Source organism: Paracoccus sp. FO-3, from assembly GCF_006386455.1.
GTDB lineage: Bacteria > Pseudomonadota > Alphaproteobacteria > Rhodobacterales > Rhodobacteraceae > Paracoccus > Paracoccus versutus.
Genome location: NZ_VCBQ01000039.1, coordinates 23,264 through 43,053, shown reverse-complemented (window position 1 = coordinate 43,053; position 19,790 = coordinate 23,264). Strand labels below are relative to the sequence as shown.

At 68.5% G+C, this 19,790-nt stretch carries 18 protein-coding genes and 1 pseudogene; 11 read left to right on the top strand and 8 right to left on the bottom strand.

The genetic code is table 11. The annotated features are described in order from the left end of the window. Positions 1 to 247: 247 nt before the first annotated feature. The 3 genes from FE811_RS12750 to FE811_RS12740 form a co-directional block, all read right to left on the bottom strand. Positions 248 to 1,573, bottom strand: a complete 1,326-nt coding sequence (locus FE811_RS12750; RefSeq protein WP_036758144.1) for an MFS transporter — start codon at positions 1,571 to 1,573, stop codon at positions 248 to 250. A gap of 157 nt (positions 1,574 to 1,730) precedes the next feature. Then, on the bottom strand, positions 1,731 to 3,257 hold the full coding sequence (locus tag FE811_RS12745; RefSeq protein WP_116222202.1) for an AMP-binding protein: 1,527 nt from the start codon (positions 3,255 to 3,257) through the stop codon (positions 1,731 to 1,733). Then, positions 3,254 to 4,663: an aldehyde dehydrogenase family protein gene (locus FE811_RS12740; protein ID WP_116222203.1), complete on the bottom strand. Its 1,410-nt coding sequence runs from the start codon at positions 4,661 to 4,663 to the stop codon at positions 3,254 to 3,256. The genes FE811_RS12745 and FE811_RS12740 overlap by 4 nt, the downstream gene beginning before the upstream one ends. Before the next feature lie 195 nt (positions 4,664 to 4,858). Between FE811_RS12740 and FE811_RS12735 the strand changes: the two genes are divergently transcribed. From FE811_RS12735 to FE811_RS12720, 4 genes and pseudogenes are all read left to right on the top strand, one after another. Further along, on the top strand, positions 4,859 to 5,905 hold the full coding sequence (locus FE811_RS12735) for a LacI family DNA-binding transcriptional regulator (RefSeq protein WP_244295201.1): 1,047 nt from the start codon (positions 4,859 to 4,861) through the stop codon (positions 5,903 to 5,905). 268 nt (positions 5,906 to 6,173) lie between these two features. Continuing rightward, complete coding sequence (locus FE811_RS12730; RefSeq protein ID WP_140847829.1) at positions 6,174 to 6,371, top strand: hypothetical protein; 198 nt, start codon at positions 6,174 to 6,176, stop codon at positions 6,369 to 6,371. 45 nt (positions 6,372 to 6,416) lie between these two features. Further along, positions 6,417 to 6,572, top strand: a pseudogene (locus tag FE811_RS12725) (5-deoxy-glucuronate isomerase); the annotation flags it as partial. Positions 6,573 to 7,297: 725 nt separating this feature from the next. Then, the gene (locus FE811_RS12720) at positions 7,298 to 8,623 is read left to right on the top strand and encodes an MFS transporter (protein WP_116222205.1); all 1,326 of its coding nucleotides are present in this window, start codon (positions 7,298 to 7,300) and stop codon (positions 8,621 to 8,623) included. A 465-nt stretch (positions 8,624 to 9,088) separates the two neighbouring features. Here FE811_RS12720 and FE811_RS12715 read toward each other — a convergent pair whose 3' ends face one another. Beyond that, entirely contained in the window at positions 9,089 to 9,358 is a 270-nt protein-coding gene (locus FE811_RS12715) for a hypothetical protein (protein WP_036758138.1), read from the bottom strand. A 97-nt stretch (positions 9,359 to 9,455) separates the two neighbouring features. Between FE811_RS12715 and FE811_RS12710 the strand changes: the two genes are divergently transcribed. Continuing rightward, entirely contained in the window at positions 9,456 to 9,860 is a 405-nt protein-coding gene (locus FE811_RS12710) for a methylglyoxal synthase (protein WP_116222206.1), read from the top strand. 256 nt (positions 9,861 to 10,116) lie between these two features. Here the strand turns inward: FE811_RS12710 and FE811_RS12705 are convergent, their stop codons facing one another. Then, entirely contained in the window at positions 10,117 to 11,268 is a 1,152-nt protein-coding gene (locus FE811_RS12705) for a YncE family protein (RefSeq protein ID WP_116222207.1), read from the bottom strand. Positions 11,269 to 11,619: 351 nt separating this feature from the next. Here FE811_RS12705 and FE811_RS12700 point away from each other — a divergent pair, with 351 nt between their 5' ends. After that, positions 11,620 to 13,248, top strand: coding sequence for an ankyrin repeat domain-containing protein (locus FE811_RS12700; protein WP_116222208.1), 1,629 nt, complete (start codon positions 11,620 to 11,622; stop codon positions 13,246 to 13,248). Between the two features lie 73 nt (positions 13,249 to 13,321). Here FE811_RS12700 and FE811_RS28625 read toward each other — a convergent pair whose 3' ends face one another. Further along, positions 13,322 to 13,525, bottom strand: coding sequence for a LysR substrate-binding domain-containing protein (locus FE811_RS28625; protein WP_276330423.1), 204 nt, complete (start codon positions 13,523 to 13,525; stop codon positions 13,322 to 13,324). 325 nt (positions 13,526 to 13,850) lie between these two features. On the opposite strand from FE811_RS28625, the gene FE811_RS12690 reads away from it, so the two are divergent. From FE811_RS12690 to FE811_RS12680, 3 genes are all read left to right on the top strand, one after another. Beyond that, on the top strand, positions 13,851 to 14,777 hold the full coding sequence (locus tag FE811_RS12690) for an alpha/beta hydrolase (protein ID WP_116222209.1): 927 nt from the start codon (positions 13,851 to 13,853) through the stop codon (positions 14,775 to 14,777). Positions 14,778 to 14,983: 206 nt separating this feature from the next. Then, positions 14,984 to 15,178, top strand: coding sequence for a DUF1127 domain-containing protein (locus tag FE811_RS12685; protein ID WP_072462037.1), 195 nt, complete (start codon positions 14,984 to 14,986; stop codon positions 15,176 to 15,178). A gap of 159 nt (positions 15,179 to 15,337) precedes the next feature. Further along, positions 15,338 to 15,787 (top strand): thiol-disulfide oxidoreductase DCC family protein, encoded by a 450-nt coding sequence (locus tag FE811_RS12680; RefSeq protein ID WP_036758128.1) that lies wholly within the window; start codon positions 15,338 to 15,340, stop codon positions 15,785 to 15,787. A 45-nt stretch (positions 15,788 to 15,832) separates the two neighbouring features. On the opposite strand, the gene FE811_RS12675 is transcribed toward FE811_RS12680, so the two are convergent. After that, entirely contained in the window at positions 15,833 to 16,528 is a 696-nt protein-coding gene (locus FE811_RS12675; protein WP_036758126.1) for a gamma-glutamylcyclotransferase, read from the bottom strand. Positions 16,529 to 16,648: 120 nt separating this feature from the next. Further along, positions 16,649 to 17,428 carry an aminoglycoside adenylyltransferase domain-containing protein gene (locus tag FE811_RS12670; RefSeq protein WP_140847828.1) on the bottom strand — a complete coding sequence of 260 codons (780 nt, stop codon included), beginning with the start codon at positions 17,426 to 17,428 and terminating at the stop codon, positions 16,649 to 16,651. Positions 17,429 to 17,663: 235 nt separating this feature from the next. Between FE811_RS12670 and FE811_RS12665 the strand changes: the two genes are divergently transcribed. Next, the gene (locus FE811_RS12665; RefSeq protein WP_140847825.1) at positions 17,664 to 18,197 is read left to right on the top strand and encodes a hypothetical protein; all 534 of its coding nucleotides are present in this window, start codon (positions 17,664 to 17,666) and stop codon (positions 18,195 to 18,197) included. Between the two features lie 217 nt (positions 18,198 to 18,414). Continuing rightward, a complete protein-coding gene (locus FE811_RS12660) occupies positions 18,415 to 19,695 on the top strand; it encodes a replication-associated recombination protein A (protein WP_116222212.1) in 1,281 nt (426 codons plus the stop codon). Positions 19,696 to 19,790: the final 95 nt, after the last annotated feature.

Genomic DNA, 19,790 nt, shown 5'->3' with positions numbered 1-19,790 from the left:
AAAAGACTCCTCAGTGGTCATTCTCATTTTATTTTCCTTGCATTTTCAGTATATTATCCAATGGCGGCGCGCATAATTCGCTGTCGGCCCAGACCGGGAACATGCCGATCCCAAGGAAAGACATTTCGCATCGGCCCTGGCATCGATCGAACTGCTCCGGGTGATCCTTCGCATGCCATTTGGCTTGGCTTGGCTTGGCTTGGTTTGGCGGGGGGATCGGACCTGCCCGGCAGGGCAGGTCCCTTCTTCATTTCGATACTGCGCCGGCGATCTGTGGATCGCAGTCCAGATCCTTGTCTTCGTTCGCGTCCTCGTTCGCTGGATCGTCGAGAAACGGACGGTCAGGCCGGATGAACAGTGCCATGCCCGCGCCCAGCAGAAGCAAGACCAGCGAGGCGGCAAAGGGCAGATCCCAGCGTCCGGTCAGGTCGATGATCAGCCCGAAGACGATAGGCGAGATCATCCCGGCCAGGCCAAAGCCGAAGTTCATGAAACCGCTGGCAGTACCGGAGTATTGCGGCGCGATATCCATCGGCGTGGCCCAGATCGGCGCCACGATCAGCTCGGCGAAGAAGAAGGCCGCGCTGAGGCTGATCGCCACCGTCACCAGATCGGTCGAGAACATTACCGGCAACATGCAGGCGAAGGCGCCCAGGAAGCCCAGGATGATCACGCTGATCCGCGCCAGGGCGACATTGCCGGTGCGGCGCAGGATGCCGTCGCTGAGCCAGCCGCCCGCCAGGTCGCCCACGACCCCGGCCAGGAAGACGCCGGCCGCGAAGATGGCGGATTTCTTCAGGTCCAGTTCGTGCTGGTGCAGGAAATAGGACGGGATCCAGTTCAGGAACAGCCACAGCGTCCAGCCATAGCAGAAATCGGTGATCGTCACCGGCAGCATCCGCTTGAGCAGCCGGCCCCAGGGCAGGGTCTTGCGCTCGCCCACGATCCTCTGGTCCGGCAGGGCCTCCAGTTCCTCGGGCGTGATGCCCTTGTGGCTGCGGGGATCGTCGCGGAAATACCACCACCACAGCGCCACCCACAGGAAGCTGATCAGGCCGACGATGACGAAGGCATGCCGCCAGGACAGCGCGATGACCAGGAAGGCGATCAGCGGCGGGGTCAGCGCATTGCCGAAACGGGCGAAGGCATGGGTGATGCCCTGCGCGAAGCCGCGCTTCTCGGCCGGCATCCAGTTCGACAGCGCCCGCGTGGCGGTCGGGAAGGCCGAGCCTTCGCCCATGCCCAGAAGCACGCGCGCGATGATGAGCGAGACCGCGCCCTCGACGAAGCCGATCATCACGGTTGCGGCCGACCAGACGGTGCCGCAGATGATCAGGGTCTTGTGCGGTCCCAGCCGGTCGCCCAGCCGGCCGCCGAGGATCTGGAACAGCGCATAGGGATAGGCGAAAGCGGAAAACGCCAGCCCCAACTCGAAATTCGACAGGCCCAGCTCGGCCTGCATGGCGGGGGCGGCGGTGCTGATGTTCACCCGGTCGATATAGGTGACCAGATACATCAGGCAGATGACGAACAGAACGCGGTCCGTCGTCCTGAATCGGGTAAGCCTTAGCATGTCTCCTCCCTGGATTATGCTGGATGTGTTGGCACGTCCGTTTGCGGCTCGTTGCGCGGTCCTCTGTTGAAGCTCCGCCCTCCTCCGGCGGGTCTTCGGGCTCCTGGCGGCGGGCCGTGTTCTTGGGAAACGACGCCTCCTTCCTGCCCCTTGGGCGCTATTGTGTCAGTTGCGCCAGCTTCAGGCGCTGGATCTTGCCCGAGGGGCCCTTGGGCAGCTCGGCCATCAGGTGGATCACCTCGGGCGACTTGAACTTCCCCAGCCGCTCCTCGCAGATCGAGATCAGCTCGGGCGCGCCAAGCGGCGAGCCGGGGCGCAGGGTGACGGCCGCCTCGACCCGCTCGCCGTAGCGGGCGCATTGGCGGGCGAAGGCCGCGGCCTCGATCACGTCGGGATGGGTATAGAGCGCCTCGTCGATCTCGCGCGGGGCGATGTTCTCGCCGCCCTTGATGATCAGCTCCTTCAGGCGGCCGGTGACGAAGACGTAGCCTTCCTCGTCCATCTGGCCCAGGTCGCCGGTGCGCAGCCAGCCGTCCGGGGTCAGCGCGGCGCCGGTGGCGGCCGGGTCGCCCAGATAGCCGCGCATGACATTGGCGCCGCGCACGGCGATCTCGCCCTCGATGCCCGGCGGCAGCGGGCGCAGGTCGGGCGACAGGATCGCCACCTGGTTGCCCACCGCCCGGCCGGGCGAGCCGATCTTGCGCAGGCCCGGCGGCAGCGGGTTCGACAGGATCTGCGCCGCGGTCTCGGTCAGGCCCATGGTTTCGACGATGGGAATGCCGAAGCGGCGCTCGAAGCCCGACTGCACCTCGGGCGCCAGCGCCGCCGAGGCCGAGCGGCCGAAGCGCAGCCGCGCCCGGGCCGCGGGCGACGGCTCGCCCTCGCCATGCAGCAGATGCGAGATGATCGTCGGCACGACCGAGAACCAGCTGGCCTCGTGCCGGTCGCACAGGCCCCAGAACCGGCTGGCCGAAAAGCGGTCGCAGACCACCACCGAGCCGCCCGAGAGCAGCGGGCCAAGGATGGTCACGCAAAGCCCGTTGATGTGATAGATGGGCAGCACGCACAAGGCCCGGTCCTCGGGCCGCAGCTCATGCGCCAACGCCGTGGTCCAGCCGCCGGCCAGCAGGCTGGCATGGCTGTGCACCACGCCCTTGGGCCGGCCGGTGGTGCCCGAGGTATACATCAGCAGCGCATCGTCCGCGGCGCCATGCGGATGCGGCTCGGCCGGCGCGCAGCCGGCGGGCCAGTCGAAGCCGGCACCCGCCTCGATCACCACAGGCGCGGCAGGATGGGCGGCGAGCGCCGGCTCCAGCAGCGCGCGCTGGCCGGGATCGACCAGCAGGGCGCGGGCGCCGGAATGCGACAGCACATAGCCGATGGCATCGGCGCCGGCGATCAGGTTGATCATGGTGGCCCGAAAGCCGCCGTAAAGCGCGCCGTAAAGGCCCAGCACCGCATTGCGGCCATTGGGCATCATCAGCGCGACGCTTTCGCCGCGCTCCAGGCCCAGCCCGGCCAGATGCCCGGCGATGCGGGCGGCCTCGTCGCGCAATTCGCGCCAGGTCAGGACCGAGCCGTCCTCGGGAAAGACATGGCTGATCGTCCGGCCCTGGTCGGCGGCGCGATGGTCCAGCCAGTCGCGGGTGGTGCCCTGCGGCGGGTTCAGCGGATCCAGCCTCATTTCCCCGCCTCCTGCCAATAGCTGCCGAAGATCTCGTCAAGCGCCGGCTCGCGCGGGGGAATTGGCCGCACGACGCGGGTGCGCTGCATGAAATGGCGCCAGTTCAAATTGGCGTCGATGGAGTTGCCGCCCCAGCTGCCGCACCCCATCGACAGCGAAAAGGGCAGGCCGTTGTCGAAGGCTCCGCCGGTCGCGAAGCAATGCGCCTGGTTGACGATGACCCGGCAGACCGGCAGGTCGCGGCCAAGCGCCAGCGGGCGATCCGCGTCGCGCGAATGCAGCCCGACCGAATGGCCGGCGCCCTGATGGCTCAGGATGCGGCGCGCCAGTTCCGCCGCATGCTCGAAATCCCGGGCGCGGTAAAGCGCGGCGATGCGGCTGAGCTTTTCGCCCGACAGCGGATGGTCGGGACCGATGCCCTCGGTCTCGACCGCGATCAGCCGGGTGCCGGCCGGCACCCTGCCGGCCAGCCCCAGCCGGTCGATCATCACCTCGGCATCCTTGGCGATGATCTCGCGGTTCATATGCCCGTCCTGCCAGAGCCGGGCCACGATACCCGGCGCCTCGGACGGCGGCAGGACCGCGCCCCCTTCGGCCGCAAGTGCAGCGGCGAAGGCGTCATAGACCGCATCGACCACGATCAGCGCATTTTCGGACGAACAGGAGGTGGCGTTGTCGAAGGTCTTGGAGGCGGCGATCTTGCCCGCCGCATCGGCCAGGTCGGCGGTCTCGTCCACGATCACCGCCACATTGCCGGCGCCGACGCCGATGGCGGGGGTGCCGCTTTCATAGGCGCGCCGTACGTTGTCCTGGCTGCCGGTCACGACCACCAGGTCGGCGGTCTCCAGCAGGCGCTGGGTCTTGGCCTTGCTGCCTTGCCCTGGAAGCATCTGCACCAGGTCGCGGTCCTCGCCGATGCGGTCGAACTCGGCATGGATGAACCCCAGCAGCATCTCGCAGCAGGCCACCCCCTTGGGCGAGGGCGACAGAACGATGGCATTGCCGCATTTCAGCGCGTTGATGATGTTGTTCGCCGGCGTCGCGGCCGGGTTGGTCGAGGGCACCACCGCGCCGATCACGCCGATGGGCCGCGCTATCTCGGCGATGCCGGTTTCGGGGTCGTCGGACAGGATGCCATGCGTGGCCACGCCACGGATGTCGCGCAGAAGCCCCAGCGTCTTGCGATGGTTCTTGACGATCTTGTCGGCGACATTGCCCAGCCCGGTGCTGCGGACCGCCAGTTCCGCCAGTTGCCGGTTGCGTTCGGGCTGCATGATGGCCCAGCCGACGGCAAGGGCAGCCCGATCATAGCGGCTCTGGCTGCCCCCCGCCTCGTATCCGGCCTGGGCGCTGCGCGCCCGCACCATCGCCGCGTCGACCGAAAGAATATCGTTCGAGATGTTCATACCTGTCATTTGCTCCTGCTCCCGGCAGTCCGCCCGCCGGGAAGGTGAATAGGTCAGCAGCCCGGAAAAACCGGGGCTCGCCCTGTCTGCAATGTTGGTCTGGCACGGCCTCCTCTTGCCGTGGTTTTCGACCCTAGGCCATGAAAACAGTCTTGCAACTGTTTTCATTAAATTTTATGATTCATAAAAATATATATGGAAAATCTGATGATTAAGCCAGATATTGTTTTCGTAGCCAATCTTGCAGGCGTTTCACCGGCGACGGTGTCGCGGGTGATGAATCACCCGGATCTGGTGCATCCGGCGACGCGCAAGAAGGTCGAACTGGCGATCGAGAAATCCGGCTATATCCGCAACCGCGCCGCGCAGGCCATGCATGGCAAGCGCAGCGCCACCATCGGTCTGGTGGTGCCGACCGTCGCCAACACCATCTTCGCCGAGGTGGTCCAGGCTTTTAACGACACGGTCAGCGAGCAGGGCTTCACCCTGCTCCTGGCCTCGCATGGCTACGATCTGGAGACCGAATATCGGCTGGTTCGCAAATTGCTGGAGCATCGCGTCGATGCGCTGGCGGTGGTCGGGCTGGATCACAGCGCCGGCACCTTCCGTCTGATCGCCGAACAGCGCGTGCCATTGCTGGCGCTCTGGAACTACCTGCCGGATTCGGCGCTGCCCTGCATCGGGGTGGACAACCGCGAGGCGGGGCGGATGGCCGCCGAGCATTTGATCGCGCTGGGGCATCGCCGCATCGGCATGGTCTTTCCCGCCACCTTCGACAACGACCGGGCACGTGACCGCAAGACGGCGGCGACGGCTGTTTTCCGCGATGCCGGCATCGTGTTGCAGGATCGCTGGCAGGTCGAGGTGCCCTACAGCATCGCCCAGGCCAAGGCCGCTTGCCTGGAATTACTGGCGGGACAGGACCGGCCGAGCGCCTTGCTTTGCGCCAATGACGTGATCGCGCAGGGGGCGATCTATGCGGCGGCGCGGCTGGGGATCGCCATTCCCACCACCTTGTCGGTGATCGGCATCGGCGACTTTGCCGGCTCGGCGCAGATGGAACCGGCGCTCACCACAGTGCGCATCCCCGCGCAGAAATTGGGGGCCACGGCGGGGCGAGAGATTCTTGCGATGATTGGAGCGCCCGACCCCAATTACATGGTTCATAGCAAGATTGAATTGGAACTGATTATGCGTAGCAGCACAGCGATTGCGGTCGAGCTGTCCGGGGCGATCGTGTAGGTATTTGCAGCGGGGAAGGCGTATCCCCTTGTCCGCACGCAATGCGTTTCGAAAGAATACAGCCGCATTGCCCTATTCCATTCCGCCCCATTGCGAGTTCTCCGAACCGGGTCAGCCGGCCTCATGGGCCAGCGCCCACCTCCGCATCTGCGTGAGTTTCCCCGCCCGCCGGCAGCCGTGCCAAGCGCCCGGCTGCCGGCGGTTGGTCTTCCTGCAATCGCCGGGGCGGCGGGGATCGGCGACGGGGCGACGGCCGCGGCCGGACGGGGTGACGCATCTGATCCCATTCGACGGGTTGCTGGATGGCGAAGGCCAGCCGCTGATCGGCGCGGCACTGATGCCGGCGAGGCGGGGGTCCGCGCGGCCTCCGGCGGCTGCCGCATCCTGCATTTTGCGGCGCATGGCTTTTTCCAGCCGGTCGCCGGGCGAGACGGCGAAGAGGATCAAGGTGATCGAGGCAGGATAAGGATGCCCAGAAGCGACGAAATCTCCAGCAGCGCCGCCGAATAACCGTGCGGATACCGACGACGGCACCCTTGACGAGTTGATGGCGGTGAAGGACGGCGACGTGACTCTGGTCCCGCGCGGCCACCATCCCTGCGACGCACCTCATGGCTTCCAGATCTACTACCTCAACGTCATGGCAGGGCCGCGCCGCCCCCAGAGGTCCGGGGGATCGGGTAACCATGGCCTTGCATATTGCTTGACTTTCGACACCAGGCCCGCATTTTCGGGCCTTCCAAGGCCAACAGAGGATGGCTGCGCCGCTACTTGCGCATTGAGCAACGCTTGGCGGCAACGGCACGCGAAGGCGCCTTGGCGGCGCGGGTTGCCTGCGCTTGCGCGATACCCTTCCCGACGGGCTTCAGGCAAGCGCGCCCCACGCCATCGCCCGCATCCCGGATGGCATGATCCCCAAGGCCGACGCTCTGCCCCCTTTCGCGCCGGGATGGGCGGTTGAACCGAAAGGCGTAACGCTCTTGCATAAGGCGGCCGGCCATCGGGTGGCGCGTCCCATCCGGCGCAGGCGGCATGCCCATCGGCGGCCGGCAGGCTTGCCGCCGAACCGCGCAAATCCGACAGAACGGATGCGAAAGAACCGCGGCAAATTTGAGCTGGATTGCTTGCGGGTTTCGCGCCCGATCCGCTGAAAAGACCCTGGCTGGGCGGCCTGTGCGCCATGGTGATGCAGCCGGCGACGCGCGTCGAAAGCGGCGCCGGGATGGCCTTGGCGGCCAGGTGCCAGGCATTCGCCGGCAAGCCATGCGCCAGCCACCGCCTTCATGGCCTGCGGAGGAGCCACATCGTGGGCAAGCCATGGATCATGCGGATTTGCGAGGTTCCGCCGCTCTTCAGCGGAAGCCTCGGGCTTGAACGGAACGAGGAGGATAGATGGCCATTGCAATACTGTCGGGCGGGCCGGCGGTGCGGGACGCCCAGGGGCGCCTGCCTGTCGACGAGGCGCCGCTGAAAACCATTCACATCCTGGCCGCCGCCGCCGTTCTGGGCGGCGCGGTGCTGGACGGCTATGTCCTGGGCATCGTCGGCCCGGCCCTGTCGCTGGCCGGAAACGAGATGCAGCTTTCCGCGCTGGCCCAGGGCCTGATCGCATCGAGCGCGCTGATCGGCATCTTCGTGGGCGGGCTGTTTTTTGGCAACCTGGCCGACCGCTTCGGCCGCCGGCCGGTGTTCGGCTGGAACCTTGCCGCCTTCATCCTGCTGTCGCTGATGCAACTGTTCGTCCAGGACGTCTGGCAACTGGTGGCGCTGCGGCTGGCGCTGGGCCTGGCCGTCGGCGTCGAATATGCGGTCGGCTCGTCGGTGCTGGCCGAGTTCTCGCGCCGCAGGGGGCGGGGGATGCTGCTGGGCAGCTTCTCGATCGGCTGGCAGGTGGGCTTCACCCTCGCCTTCATCGTGGGCGCGCTTTACCAGGGCGACAACTGGCGCATGCTGCTGGCGACCAGCGCCGTGCCGGCGATCATCACCTTCGTCTTGCGGATGACCCTGCCGGAAACCCCGATGTGGCTGCAAGCCAGGGGCCGCAAGGCCGAGGCGCGCGCCGTCGTCGACCGCCATTTCGGCAATGAGTTCTACATCCCCGAAATCGAGCTGGGCGCGGAACACGCCTCGCCGCGCGAGCTGTTCACCGCCCGGACCTGGCGGCAGTCGCTGTATTCGGGCCTTTTCTGGTTCTGCCAGGTCGGCCCGTTCTTCGGCATCTTCACCTTCATGATGCCGGTGCTGCAATCCCTGGGCGTCGAGGAATCGGGCTCGGTCGACATGTGGCTGAACGCCATCCAGATCGCGGGCGCGTTCGCCGGCATCCTTCTGCTGCACTGGATGAGCCGGCGCGGCTTCGTCATCTGGACGTTTGCCATCATCCTGCTGACGCTGCTGGGCCTGGGCCTGTTCCCGCAAGCGCCCGCCTGGATCGTGCTGGGCCTGTTCGGCATCTACATGTTCGTGGCCCCGGCCGCCAACGACATCCAGTATGTCTATCCGCCCGAGATCTTCGACACCCATGTCCGGGCCACCGGCGTCGGCTTCTCGGCCGCCTTCTCGCGCATTTCCGCGGCGGGCGTGACCTTCCTGCTGCCCTGGCTGATGCAGACCTTCGGCTTCTCGGCCACGCTGACGATGATGGCGGGCTTCCCGCTGCTGGGCCTGGTCCTGTCGATCATGTGGGCGCCGGAAACCAAGGGCAAGCACCTGAGCTGAGCGCCTCATTCAGCAAGAGACGACCAGCCGCCCCTCCCTTGCCGGCGCAAGGGGCGGCTGGTGACGGCGCCGGCAGGACATCCGGTCCGCCGCAGCCGAGGGTGAAAGGGCCGGGCAGGGAAGGGTCTTTTCCGGGCGTCCTGTCCAGGCGGATTTCGACACCGCCGGGCACGGATCGGCTTGCCCGGCCTTCGACAAGCTCTCCGCCGCCGGGACGAACCGGGCTGGCAGATGCCGGATGCCGCGGCGGGAGTTTTCAGCGCGACCCGCTGATCCAGCGTGCCGAGCCCGCGTCCAGCACGCAACGCGGCCCGGCCCGCGCCACGATTTTCGGGACGATCTCGGCGAGGTGGCCTCGGCGCGGGCCTTATCGCCCACGGCTCTCCACTACCCCCGGTCGCCGCCGGCCGGGCTGGACGGCGACCGGCGTCACGCCGATCCCGCATCCCTGCGCCGGCGCGGCGATCATGCGGGGTCCGCGAGCCTTGCCTTGATCTTCCAGCCGGCATCGTCCCGCCCCAGCAGCCAGGACTTGCGCGCGATGGAGGTTCCTGCCGCGGTGCGATGGCTGGCGATTTCCAGCCGGAATCCTTCGGGGCAAGGCGACAGGCGGCCCGGCACCTCGATCCCGTCGGCAAGGCATATGACGACATCGGTCCCGGCCGCGGGCAGATCGCCCGGCAATGTCGCGCGGCATCCCGGATAGGCATGGCTGTCGCCGAGGAAGATCTGCATCACCGCTCGCCCCTGAAAGTGCTTGCCATCATTAACTCGACTTGCGGCGGGCAAACCAATATGATTGCGCTAACAACAGCTATCTTGCGGAGCCTGCATGGATATTCACGCCGACCTGGCCCTTGTCGCGCATGACGGCAAGAAGGACGACCTGATTGCCTGGGTCGAAGAGCGGATCGACCGGCTGCGGCTGCGGCTGCGGCTGCGGCCGCTGTCGCTGGTCGCCACCGGCACCACCGGAGCGCGGATCCATGCGGCGACGGGGCTTGATGTGACCCGGCTTCTCAGCGGCCCGCTGGGGGGCGACGCGCAACTGGGGGCGATGATTTCCGAAGGGCGGCTGAAGAACCTGATCTTCTTCATCGACCCGCTGTCCGCCTTGCCCCATGACGTGGACGTGAAATCGCTGCTGCGGCTGGCGATTCTTTACGATGTGCGCCTGGCCGTGAACAGCAAAAGCGCGGATGCGGTGCTGGCGGCCATCGACGCAGATCCCCGCTGAACGGTGGGGCGATCCTGCGCCCCATCCTTTCCCGGACTGTGGTTCTTTGGCGTCGATTTCGAAGGTTTCCGTCGGAAAATGCCCTGGCGATCTTGCGGGCTCCGCCGGCCTGACGCGCATCGCGCGAGGCGTTCTTCGGGACGGCGGGGTCTGCGCAGGCTGACCCTGCGCGCAAGGTTCCAGGATCTCGTGCCGGCCAGGCCCCAATGGAAAGGGGCCGGGATGATCCGGCCCCCGATGCCCTTCGCGCGGGCGGTCACAGGTCGATGCGCGCCACGCTCTCGTCGCTGTTCTTGGGCGCGCCCTCGGCGGATTTCACCGTCGCGAACAGCGCGTTGCGGCCGGCGTCGAAGGCCAGGCTGTTCGGATGCGCGCCCGTCTCCAGCTTTTCCAGCAAGTCGTAGCTGTCGGTGTCGAAGACGCTGATGCTGCCCTCGGCCCGGTTGGTGACGTAAAGCCGCCGGTGCTCGCCGTCGAAGCGCAGGGCGACCGGTCCTTCGCCGCTGGCCATGCGCCTGATCTCGCTGCCGTCCCTGGTGCTGAAGACGAAGACCTGGTTGCCCTCGCCCCTGGGCTGGTAGTCGGGAAGCGCCTCGGCGCGGTATTTGGTGACACGCGGATGGCCCTGGTCGATGGCGAAAAGCCGCCCGCCCTCGGCGTCCAGCGCCAGGTTCAGCAACTGGTCCGCGCCGGTCTCGACCGTGCTGACGATCTCCAGCGTCCCGGTATCGACGGCGAAGAGCTGGCCTTGCAGGTTCGAGACATGGACCCGGCCCGCCGCGGGGTCGATGGCGATGCCGGTGGCGTTGTAGCCAAAGCCCGGCACGACCTTTTCCACCTTCATCGCCTCGGTATCGACGACATAGAGGCTGGAGCCCGTGGGGTGCAGGCCCGGCGCATAGAGGCGATGGCTCTCGGGGTCCAGCGCCAGTTCGCGGAAATGGTGGGGATAGGCGTCCTCACCTTTTTCGTCCTTGATCTTCTCGGCCAGCTGGATGGTGCCGACGACCTTGTTCGCGGCCGTGTCGATGACGATGACGGCGGCGTCCAGCCCGGCGCCGACGTAAAGCCGACCGGCCGCGTCGTCGATGGCAAGGCCGAAGCCCTTCCGGTCCAGCGGGATCTCGGCCTGGACGGCCAGGGTCTCGGGGTCGAGGCGCAGGATGCGCGAAGGCGCCGCATTCTCGCCGAAGCCGCCGGCCGAGGCCGCGAACAGCGCGCCCTGGCGGGGTGAATGCACCAGTTCGTAAAGCCCTTGCGCCAGGGCGGCGGTCCTGATCCGGCTGTCCTGCCGGACCGCGGCCGGATCGGCTTGCGGCGCCGGGGCCGCCTGTTCGGCATGGGCGGCAAGGCCGCAAAGCAGCGATGCGGCCAGGGCGGTGGCCAGTCGCAGGGATGAATGTCGCATGAGGTCTCCTTCCGTTTTTCCGGGAGTCTTGCGGATCGGGCCGCCGCCCTTTCCTTGCATCCGGGTGGTGGCCTTGCCCTTGGGTCCAGGGGCCGGAAGCTGCCTGCCGCACGCCTTCCGCTCTAGCCCGATTTCCCGCGGGATGCCAGTCCGCGCGCCGTCGCAGGGGGGTGCGGCGGATTTCCCGCCGTTTGACAGCCCCGCCTGCGCGACCTAATCTGCGGCCAGCGGTCCAAGCCGCTTCCAGACCCGCGGAAAGGGCCGAGCCCACTTGACCCGACGCCTGATCGTCGAACGAACCTTTGTGCTGCCGGATTGCGGGTCGTCGGCATCGGATGCACTGAGGGTTCCATGAGCGTTCTTCCCGAACGACCCGATCTTGATCAACTGAAACGGCAGGCTAAGGAGCTTTTGCGGCTTTGCCGCGCGGGCGATGGCGGCGCGCTTGACCGCCTGCGCCGCGGCTTGCCTGCGGCAAGGGGGCGCGGCGACGCGCAGGTCGCGGCGGCAGGCTGCCGGCTGCATGATGCGCAATCCTGCATCGCGCGGGAACATGGCTTCGCGTCCTGGGCGGCGCTGAAGGCCTTCGTCGAGGCGGCGCGGCCGCGCGGTTTGCAGCCCGGCGTGCTTGCCGAGGCTTTCGCGCGCTTCGCCTATGCCGGGGATATTGCCGGCGGCACCGGCAATGCGCGCCCGGAACTGGCGGTGCGGCTGCTGCAGGACCAGCCCCGGCTGCCGCTGGATTTCCCGATCATCGCCTGTGCCGCGGGGGATGTCGCCGCGGTGCGCCGCGCGATCCTTGCCGATGCGGGCTGGGTGCATCGGCCGGCGGGGCCGCTGTCCTTGCCGCCTCTGGTCGCCGCGACCCATTCGGGGCTGTTGCAGCTGCCGGCATTCCGCCCGCGCATCCACGCTGTGGTCGGGCAGCTTCTGTCCGCCGGCGCCGACCCCGACCAGCGGGTCGGCAGCCGCTGGCCGCCCGCCTCGGTCCGGGAACCGGACGCCGGCGTGCCGCTTTCCGCGCTTTACGGCGCCGTGGGGCGCAATCACGACGCCGAGCTTGCGCGCCTGCTGCTGGAGGCCGGCGCCGATCCGAATGACGGCGAGTCGCTTTACCATTCGCTCGAGGGCCTCGGCTGCACCGATCTGCTGCTGGCGGCGGGGGCGGTCGTCACCGGCACCAATGCGCTGTTCCGCTGTCTCGATTTCGACGATATTGCGCGGCTTCGGCTGTTGCTGGATCATGCCGGCGCCGCGCCCGAGCTGCGCGGCGGCGCCCTGCTGTTCCATGCCATCCGCCGGCGCCGCTCGCCCGCGCATGTCCGGGTGCTGCTTGCGGCAGGCGTCGATCCCGGCGCGCGGACCGGGGATGGCACCGATGCGGCCGCGCTGGCCCTGCGCTATGGCCTGCCCGAGGTCGCGTCCCTGCTGGGCCGGCCGGACGCGCTGTCGCCCGAAGAGCGCTTCATCGCCGCCTGCACAAGCGCCGATGCGGCCAAGGCCCGGCGGATGCTGTCGCAAGACCCCGGACTGGTCGCCCGCCTGGACCCGGCCCGGCTGCGGCTTTTGCCGGATCTGGCGGCCGAGGGCGCCCGCGATGCCGTCCGGCTGATGGTCGAGCTGGGTTGGCCCATCGAGGCGCGCGGCGGGGATTGGGGCGCAAGCGCGCTGAACCACGCCGTCTTCCGCGGCGATAGCGCCCTTGCCGAATTCCTTCTGCAGCATGGCGCGTCCTGGCGGGCCGGGCAGGGGTTCGGCGACGATGTGTCCGGCACCCTGGGCTGGGCATCCTTGAACCGGCCCGTGCCGGAGGGCGACTGGATTGGCTGCGCAAGGGTGCTGGCCCGGCATGGAATGGCGCCCTTCGGCCGCGATCCCGCGACGCCGGACGCGCTGCTTCTGGAAGGCCGCCGCCGGTATTTCTCGCCGGAGGTGGCCGATTGCCTGCTAAACGAAGCGGCCGGGGATCAGGGGCCGTGACGGGCCTGCTGCCTGTGGCAACGGCATGGGCCCGGATCGTCCGGCGTGCGGCTTTCGGGGCGTCGATACGCCATCACCCGCGCCAGCGCAGGGTTTCGACCAGCAGGGTGAAGGCCGACGAGGCATGGCGGCGGCGGGGATAATACAGGTGATAGCCCGGCAGGTCGGGCGTCAGCCGGGCCAGGACGCGCCGCAGGCGGCCGTCGTCCAGATCCTGCCGAACTTGGTCCAGCGGCAGATAGGCCAGGCCGTGGCCGTCCAATGCCGCATCGCGGATCAGGTCGATGCTGGTCAGGACCAGCGGGCCCTCGACCCGGACGCGGGTTTCCCGGCCGCCGCCAGCCGTTCAGCGTGCCGCTGGTCGGCAGCCGCAGGTTGATCGCCCGGTGGTCCACCAGCTGCGCCGCAGCGGTCGGGGGCGCGTGCTGGCGAAAGTAGTCGGGCGACCCTACGATGGCCATGGGAATGTCCGGCCCGATCCGCACCGCGATCATGTCCCTGGCGATCTCGCCGCCCAGCCGGACGCCTGCGTCGAAGCGATCCGCCACCACATCGGCCAGGCCGTAATCGAGGGTGATCTCGACCGTGAAAGGAACCGGACAATGACCAGGATCAGCTTCACCAACAGCAACAACCCGGCGATCACCATGGCGGCGGTCGTCCACTTTCCCCAAGGCTTCGACGCGGCCAGGACATGGCCTGCCATCGTCGTGTCGCATCCCGGCGGCGGGGTGAAGGAGCAGGCGGCGGGCACTTATGCCGCCCGGCTGGCCGAGAGGGGCTTCATCACCATCGCCTATGACGCCAGTTACCAGGGCGAAAGCGGCGGCACCTCGCGCCAGCTGGAAAACCCGCATATCCGCACCGAGGACATCAGCGCCGTCATCGACTACCTGGTGACGCTGCCCTATGTGGACCGGGCGCGGATCGGCGCGATGGGGATCTGCGCGGGCGCGGGCTATACCGCCAATGCCGCGATCCAGGACCGCCGCATCAAGGCGATCGGCACGGTCAGCGCGGTCAATATCGGCGCGATGTTCCGCAACGGCTGGGACAACGACGTCCGATCCAGCGACGCGCTGCCGCTGATCGAGGCGGGCTCGAACGCCCGGACCTCGGACGCCGCGGGCGGCAGCGCCACGATGCCGCTGGCGCCCCTGAAGGAAGCGGATGCGCCGACCGAGGAACTGCGCCAGGCCTGGGAATACCATCACACCCCGCGCGCGCAATGCCCGACCGCGCCGGGCTTCGCCACCCTGCGCAGCCTGAACCAGATCATCACCTATGACGCCTATCACATGGCCGACATCTACCTGACCCAGCCGATGCAGATCGTGGCGGGCAGCAAGGCCGGCAGCAAATGGATGAGCGAGGATCTTTTCGACCGCGCCGCCAGCGCCGACAAGGCCTTCCACGTGGTCGAGGGCGCCAACCACATGGATCTCTATGACGGCCGGGAATACGTCGGTGAGGCGATCTCGGTGCTGGCGCCGTTCTTCGCGGCCAGGTTGAAGGGCGCGGCGCAGTAGCGCCGCCCGCGATCCGGCTGCGGCTTGGGCTGCGGCGGGGTCGCGCCTTCGGCAGGGGTCATGGCCCTGCGCTGGGTGCTCATGCTGCGGCGCAGAATGCATAGCGGCTTTGCCGGGATCACGGCTACTTTCCGCGATTTGCCCAGCCTATATCCGCCTTGTCCGCAACATGCCCGCTGGATGGGCAAGATGAAAAAGGTGCCGAGATGTCCGCTGTCGAAATGAGCCATAACCATGCTGCCGGTGGCCTGGGCCAGGTCTTTGCCCGCGCGACCGCAATGATCGCCGCCTGGAACAACGCCCGCATCACCCGCCGCGAACTGGCCCGGCTGACCGACCGCGAACTGAGCGATATCGGCCTGACCCGCGGCGATATCGAGCGGATCGCCCGCGGCGCCTGAAGCCATCGCCATCGATGAACGAACCCCGCTTTGCCGCGGGGTTTTTTCATGCCCGCCGGCAGGGCCATGGTCCGGCCCCCTGGGCATCCCTCCGCGGCTGGACGACCGGCGGGCACGAAGGGGCTTGCCCGGCCGCCGTCCCTGGCCGATGCTGGCGGCATGACCGCGCCCTATTCCTTTCGCGACGATCCCTTGGTGCCGCGTTTCGACGATTCCGCGCCCCTGGCCGTGATGGATGCGGAATGCGCGCTTTGCAGCTGGGGCGCGCGGATGATCCACCGGCTCGACCGTTCGGGCAGGGTGCGGATATGCCCGGTCCAGACCCCGCTTGGCGCGGCGCTCCTGCGCCATTACGGGCTGGAGGCAGAAGACCCCGCAAGCTGGCTTTTCATCGAGGACGGCATCGCCCATGCCGATTGCGATGCGGTCCTCTATGCCGGGCGGCGGCTTGGCGGGCCCGGCAGGCTGGCCGCGCCGCTGCGGATCCTGCCGCGCGGGCTGCGCAACTGGCTTTATCGGCGCTTTGCGCGCAACCGTTATCGCCTGTTCGGCAGGGCGGACATGTGCGCCTTGCCGGACCCGGCGTTCCAGCGGCGGCTGCTGCGCTGACCGCGGCCGCCCGTCGCGCGCGGGTTCGCCGCCAGCGCCCGGCGGTCATTCGTCCGCGCCATCCGCCCCGGCCTCGATCTCTTCGGCCACGAGCTGCTGGAGCGTCCAGATATAGTCGTCATGGATGCCGTGTTCCGCCAGCCCGCGGACGGTGCGCAGCAGGTATTCCGCGCCCGATCCCGCGGCCCCCGATGCGCGGGCCAGCCGCCGCGCCTGATCCTCGACCGTCAGCTCGGCAAGCTGGGTGCCGATCGGGTCGGCATAGAAGGTCAGCGCCTCTTCCCGGCCGCGGGCGGTCTCGACCTCGATCCAGCAGGCGTTGGCCGAGAGTTCATGGGCGACAAGCTCGCGCCGCAGGATGGCGCGCAGCGACTGCGCCTCGGTCCCCTGGGCGATGTCGAGGACCAGCCCCTCGCAACTGCCGCCCGAGGCCAGCGCCAGCATCAGCCCCGGCCGCTCGGGCGTGCCGCGGAAATGCTCGAGCGAGATCGAGAAGCGGCGATGCCAGCCGATGGCGGTGGCGCGGCGCCGGGCGCCGACGGCAAAGCCGGGGTTCCAGATCAGCGAGCCATAGGCAAAGACCGGGATCGGTCGCGGCCGGTCCTGCGTAAGCCGGTCGGCCAGCAGGTCCAGATCGGCATCCTCGAGCATGCGCCAGCGCGGATCGTGCAGCGGCCCCTGGGCCGAGGCGACGCGGGCGACGTGATCGTCCGACAGCAAGATGGGGCGGCAATTGGTCATGGGGATTCCTGCAAGCGGCGACTGGTTCACCCGCGCAGGATTTCCGCGGCCGAGGCCGCCGGTCAACCCCGAAACCGGGCAAGGCCGCATCTCGGGGGCCGCGGGACGGGTCGCCGGCGATCACAGCAATGCGAGGATGCGATCCCGCAGGTGCTGCGCCAGCCGCCGCGCTTCGTTGCCGCGAAGGCGGCATTCCTCCGCGGCCTCGCCCAGATAGGCCCGCCGGGCATGATCCAGCACCGCGGCATCCTGCGGGTCGGGGATCTGCGGCATCGTCCATGCCGCGGCCGCGTCCTTGGCGACGAAGGCCCCGGTGCTGGCGGTGTGCCACATGCGGGCCAGCGTCAGCAGCACGTTGCGCCCGTCCCCCGGCAGTCCCGCCAGCAGCGCCGGCAGCGCATCGCGCATGGCCCGGCGGATATGGCCCAGGGGGATTTCGGGCAGCATTTCGGCTGCGGGCGGGCCGAAAAGCGGCCTGGCCTGCCGTTGCGCCTGCGCCAGCAGCAGCGTGTATTCGGGATCGCGGCTGGGCAGGGGGCTTTCGCCCGCCTCGAAATCCCCCCGCAGCCATTCGCCATAGAGGAACTCGGCCCTGGCCGGAAAGCCATGGGCAAGGTCCGGGGCGCGGACCACCAGCAGCTCGATGCAACGCGGCCCGCCGGGCCTGGCGGGATGGCGGGCGGAAATCCGCAGCAGGGCCGCCAGCAGCCTGGCCCGCCGATCCTCGGCCAGGCCCTGGGCGACGATGGCGAGCAGGTCGATGTCGCTTTGCGGGCGAAGCCCGCCCGACACCGCCGATCCGTGCAGGTAAAGCGCCAGCAGCGCCTCTCCGCACACGTCCTTCAGCGCGGCCATGACCGCCGGGATCTGGTCGGGGCTTTCCGCTGTGCTGTCCTGCATTCCGCCTTGCTCCTTGGAAGGCGTGACTATCACGGGGAAAGCCGCTTGTCCCCCCGTCGCGCTATCGTCGGCCGCCTTGTCCGACGTGTTCGTCGCCGGGTGCCGCATCCGCCGCCGCTGTCCGACCCGATTTCGGGCGGGATGTCGCAACGGCGCGGCCGCCCCCTTGCGGGCGCCGGTCCCCGTGCCTAAGTCCTGCCCGTGACCCGCCGGCAGCGAAAACAGAACAAAGGGCATGCTGACGATGCGTTTTCTGCTGACATTCCATTGCGAGGCGACCGGTCAATGGCGTTGCCTCGACACCGCGCTGCTTCCCGCGTTCCGGTCGGGCAGGGCCGAGGATCTGCCCGCCGCCCTGCGGGCCGAGCCGGAACTGGTCATGCGCTGGCTGCTCGGGCGTTATGAGATCGCGGATGCGCTGGTCTCTGCGACGACAGCGGCGCAGACGGGTCAGGGGGATGCGATCGCAGTCTATCCCCTTGGCGCCGACCGCGCGGTCATCGGCTTCGAGAATGCGTATAACGGCGCCTGGCTCGAGATATTCCTGCTTGAGAACCGGCCCATCGGCTTTGTCGCCGCCCACAAGCGGCAGGTCTTGCCGGCCGGCGGGGCGATGGCCTCGTTGAAGATACGGGCGGCGCGGCCGCTGCATGCCTCCGACCAGGCCTGCCGCCTGACGGTGAGCCGGATCATCGAGCATCGGCAGATATGGGCCGAGCAGCGCAGGGAGGGTGCCGATCCGGTGGCCGCCCTGACCGAGGAAAGCTGAGCCGGGCCTGACAGGCTTTCCGGGCGTTCGGCCCGCATGCGCCGGGAATGGGCCGAGGATGTCTGCGGATCATGCGGCCATGGGCTTTCCCCTCGGGATCGTCCGCGGCCGGGTCCAGGGTGGCCTCGGCCGAAGCCGCAGGGCGAGGGGCAAGCTTCATTGCCAGCGCTTGGCCTTCCTGTTACCCGGAACAAAACACGCACATGGTGGAATCCGCATGAGCGATCTTTTCGACGCCGCCCCGCGCCAGGGCCGGCTGCCGCTGGCGGCGGCGCTGCGCCCGGCCACGCTGGACGAGGTCATCGGGCAGCAGGCGCTGACCGCGCCCGGCTCGATCCTGCGCCGCCGCATCGCGGCCGGGGCGCTGGGCAGCGTCATCCTCTACGGGCCGCCGGGGATCGGCAAGACCTCGATCGCGCGGGCGGTGGGTGCCATGCTGGGCAAGAGCTTCCGGCCGCTGAACGCCACCCGCGCCGGGGTCGCCGACATCCGCCGCCTGGCGGACGAGGCGCGGATGACCCCGCTGCTGATCTTCGTCGACGAGGTGCAGCGCTTTTCCGCGACCCAGACCGACGACCTGCTGGCGATCTGCGAGGATGGCACGGCCGATTTCATCGGCGCGACCACCGGCAACCCCTATCACGTGCTGACCCCGGCGCTGGTCTCGCGCTCGACCATCCTGAAGCTGGAGCCGCTCTCCATCGAGGACATGGAACAGGTGGTGCGGCGCGGGCTGGATCACCTGCCCGGCGTGGCGATGACGCCCGAGCAGATCCGCCTGGTCGCCGGCCGCTCGGGCGGCGATGCGCGGCGCGCGCTGACCACGCTGGAAAGCCTGGCGCTTGGCCATGACGGGCCGGTCACGGAGGCGATGATCGAGGAAGCCTATGCGGCAGCGCCGATCAACCACGACCGCTCGGGCGATGCGCATTACGACGTGGTCTCGGCCTTCATCAAGTCGATGCGCGGCTCGGACCCGGACGCGACGCTTTACTGGCTGGCGCGGCTGATCCATGGCGGCGAGGATCCGCGCTTCATCGCCCGGCGCATCATGATCCATGCGTCCGAGGATGTCGGGCTGGCCGACAACACCGCCCTGCAGACGGCGGTGGCCGCGGCGCAGGCGGTCGAGAAGATCGGCTATCCCGAGGCGCAGATCGTGCTGGCCCATGCCGCGCTGCATGTGGCGCGGGCGCCGAAATCGGCCTCGGCCTGCCGCGGCATCATGGCGGCGCTGCAACTGGTCGCCTCGACCCCGCCCGCCCCGGTGCCGCTGCACCTGCGCGACGCGCATTACAGGGGGGCCGAGGCGCTTGGCCACACCGGCTATGTCCTGCCCCATGACGACCCGCGCGGCTGGGTCGAGCAGGACTATTCCCCGATCCCGCCCGGCACGCTTTACCAAAGCGACGCCCGCGACGCCGCGACCTTCGAGAAGCGGGCCGATGAATATTGGCGGAAGGTGACGGGGCGGCCACCGCACGGGCCGCAAACCTAGGCCGGTCGAGCATCCGGCCTTGCCGATATGCCGGGCGGGCGCCCACAGGCGGCGAACCATTCTTGCCGCCGCAAAGGCGGCCGCCCTTGGCTTTC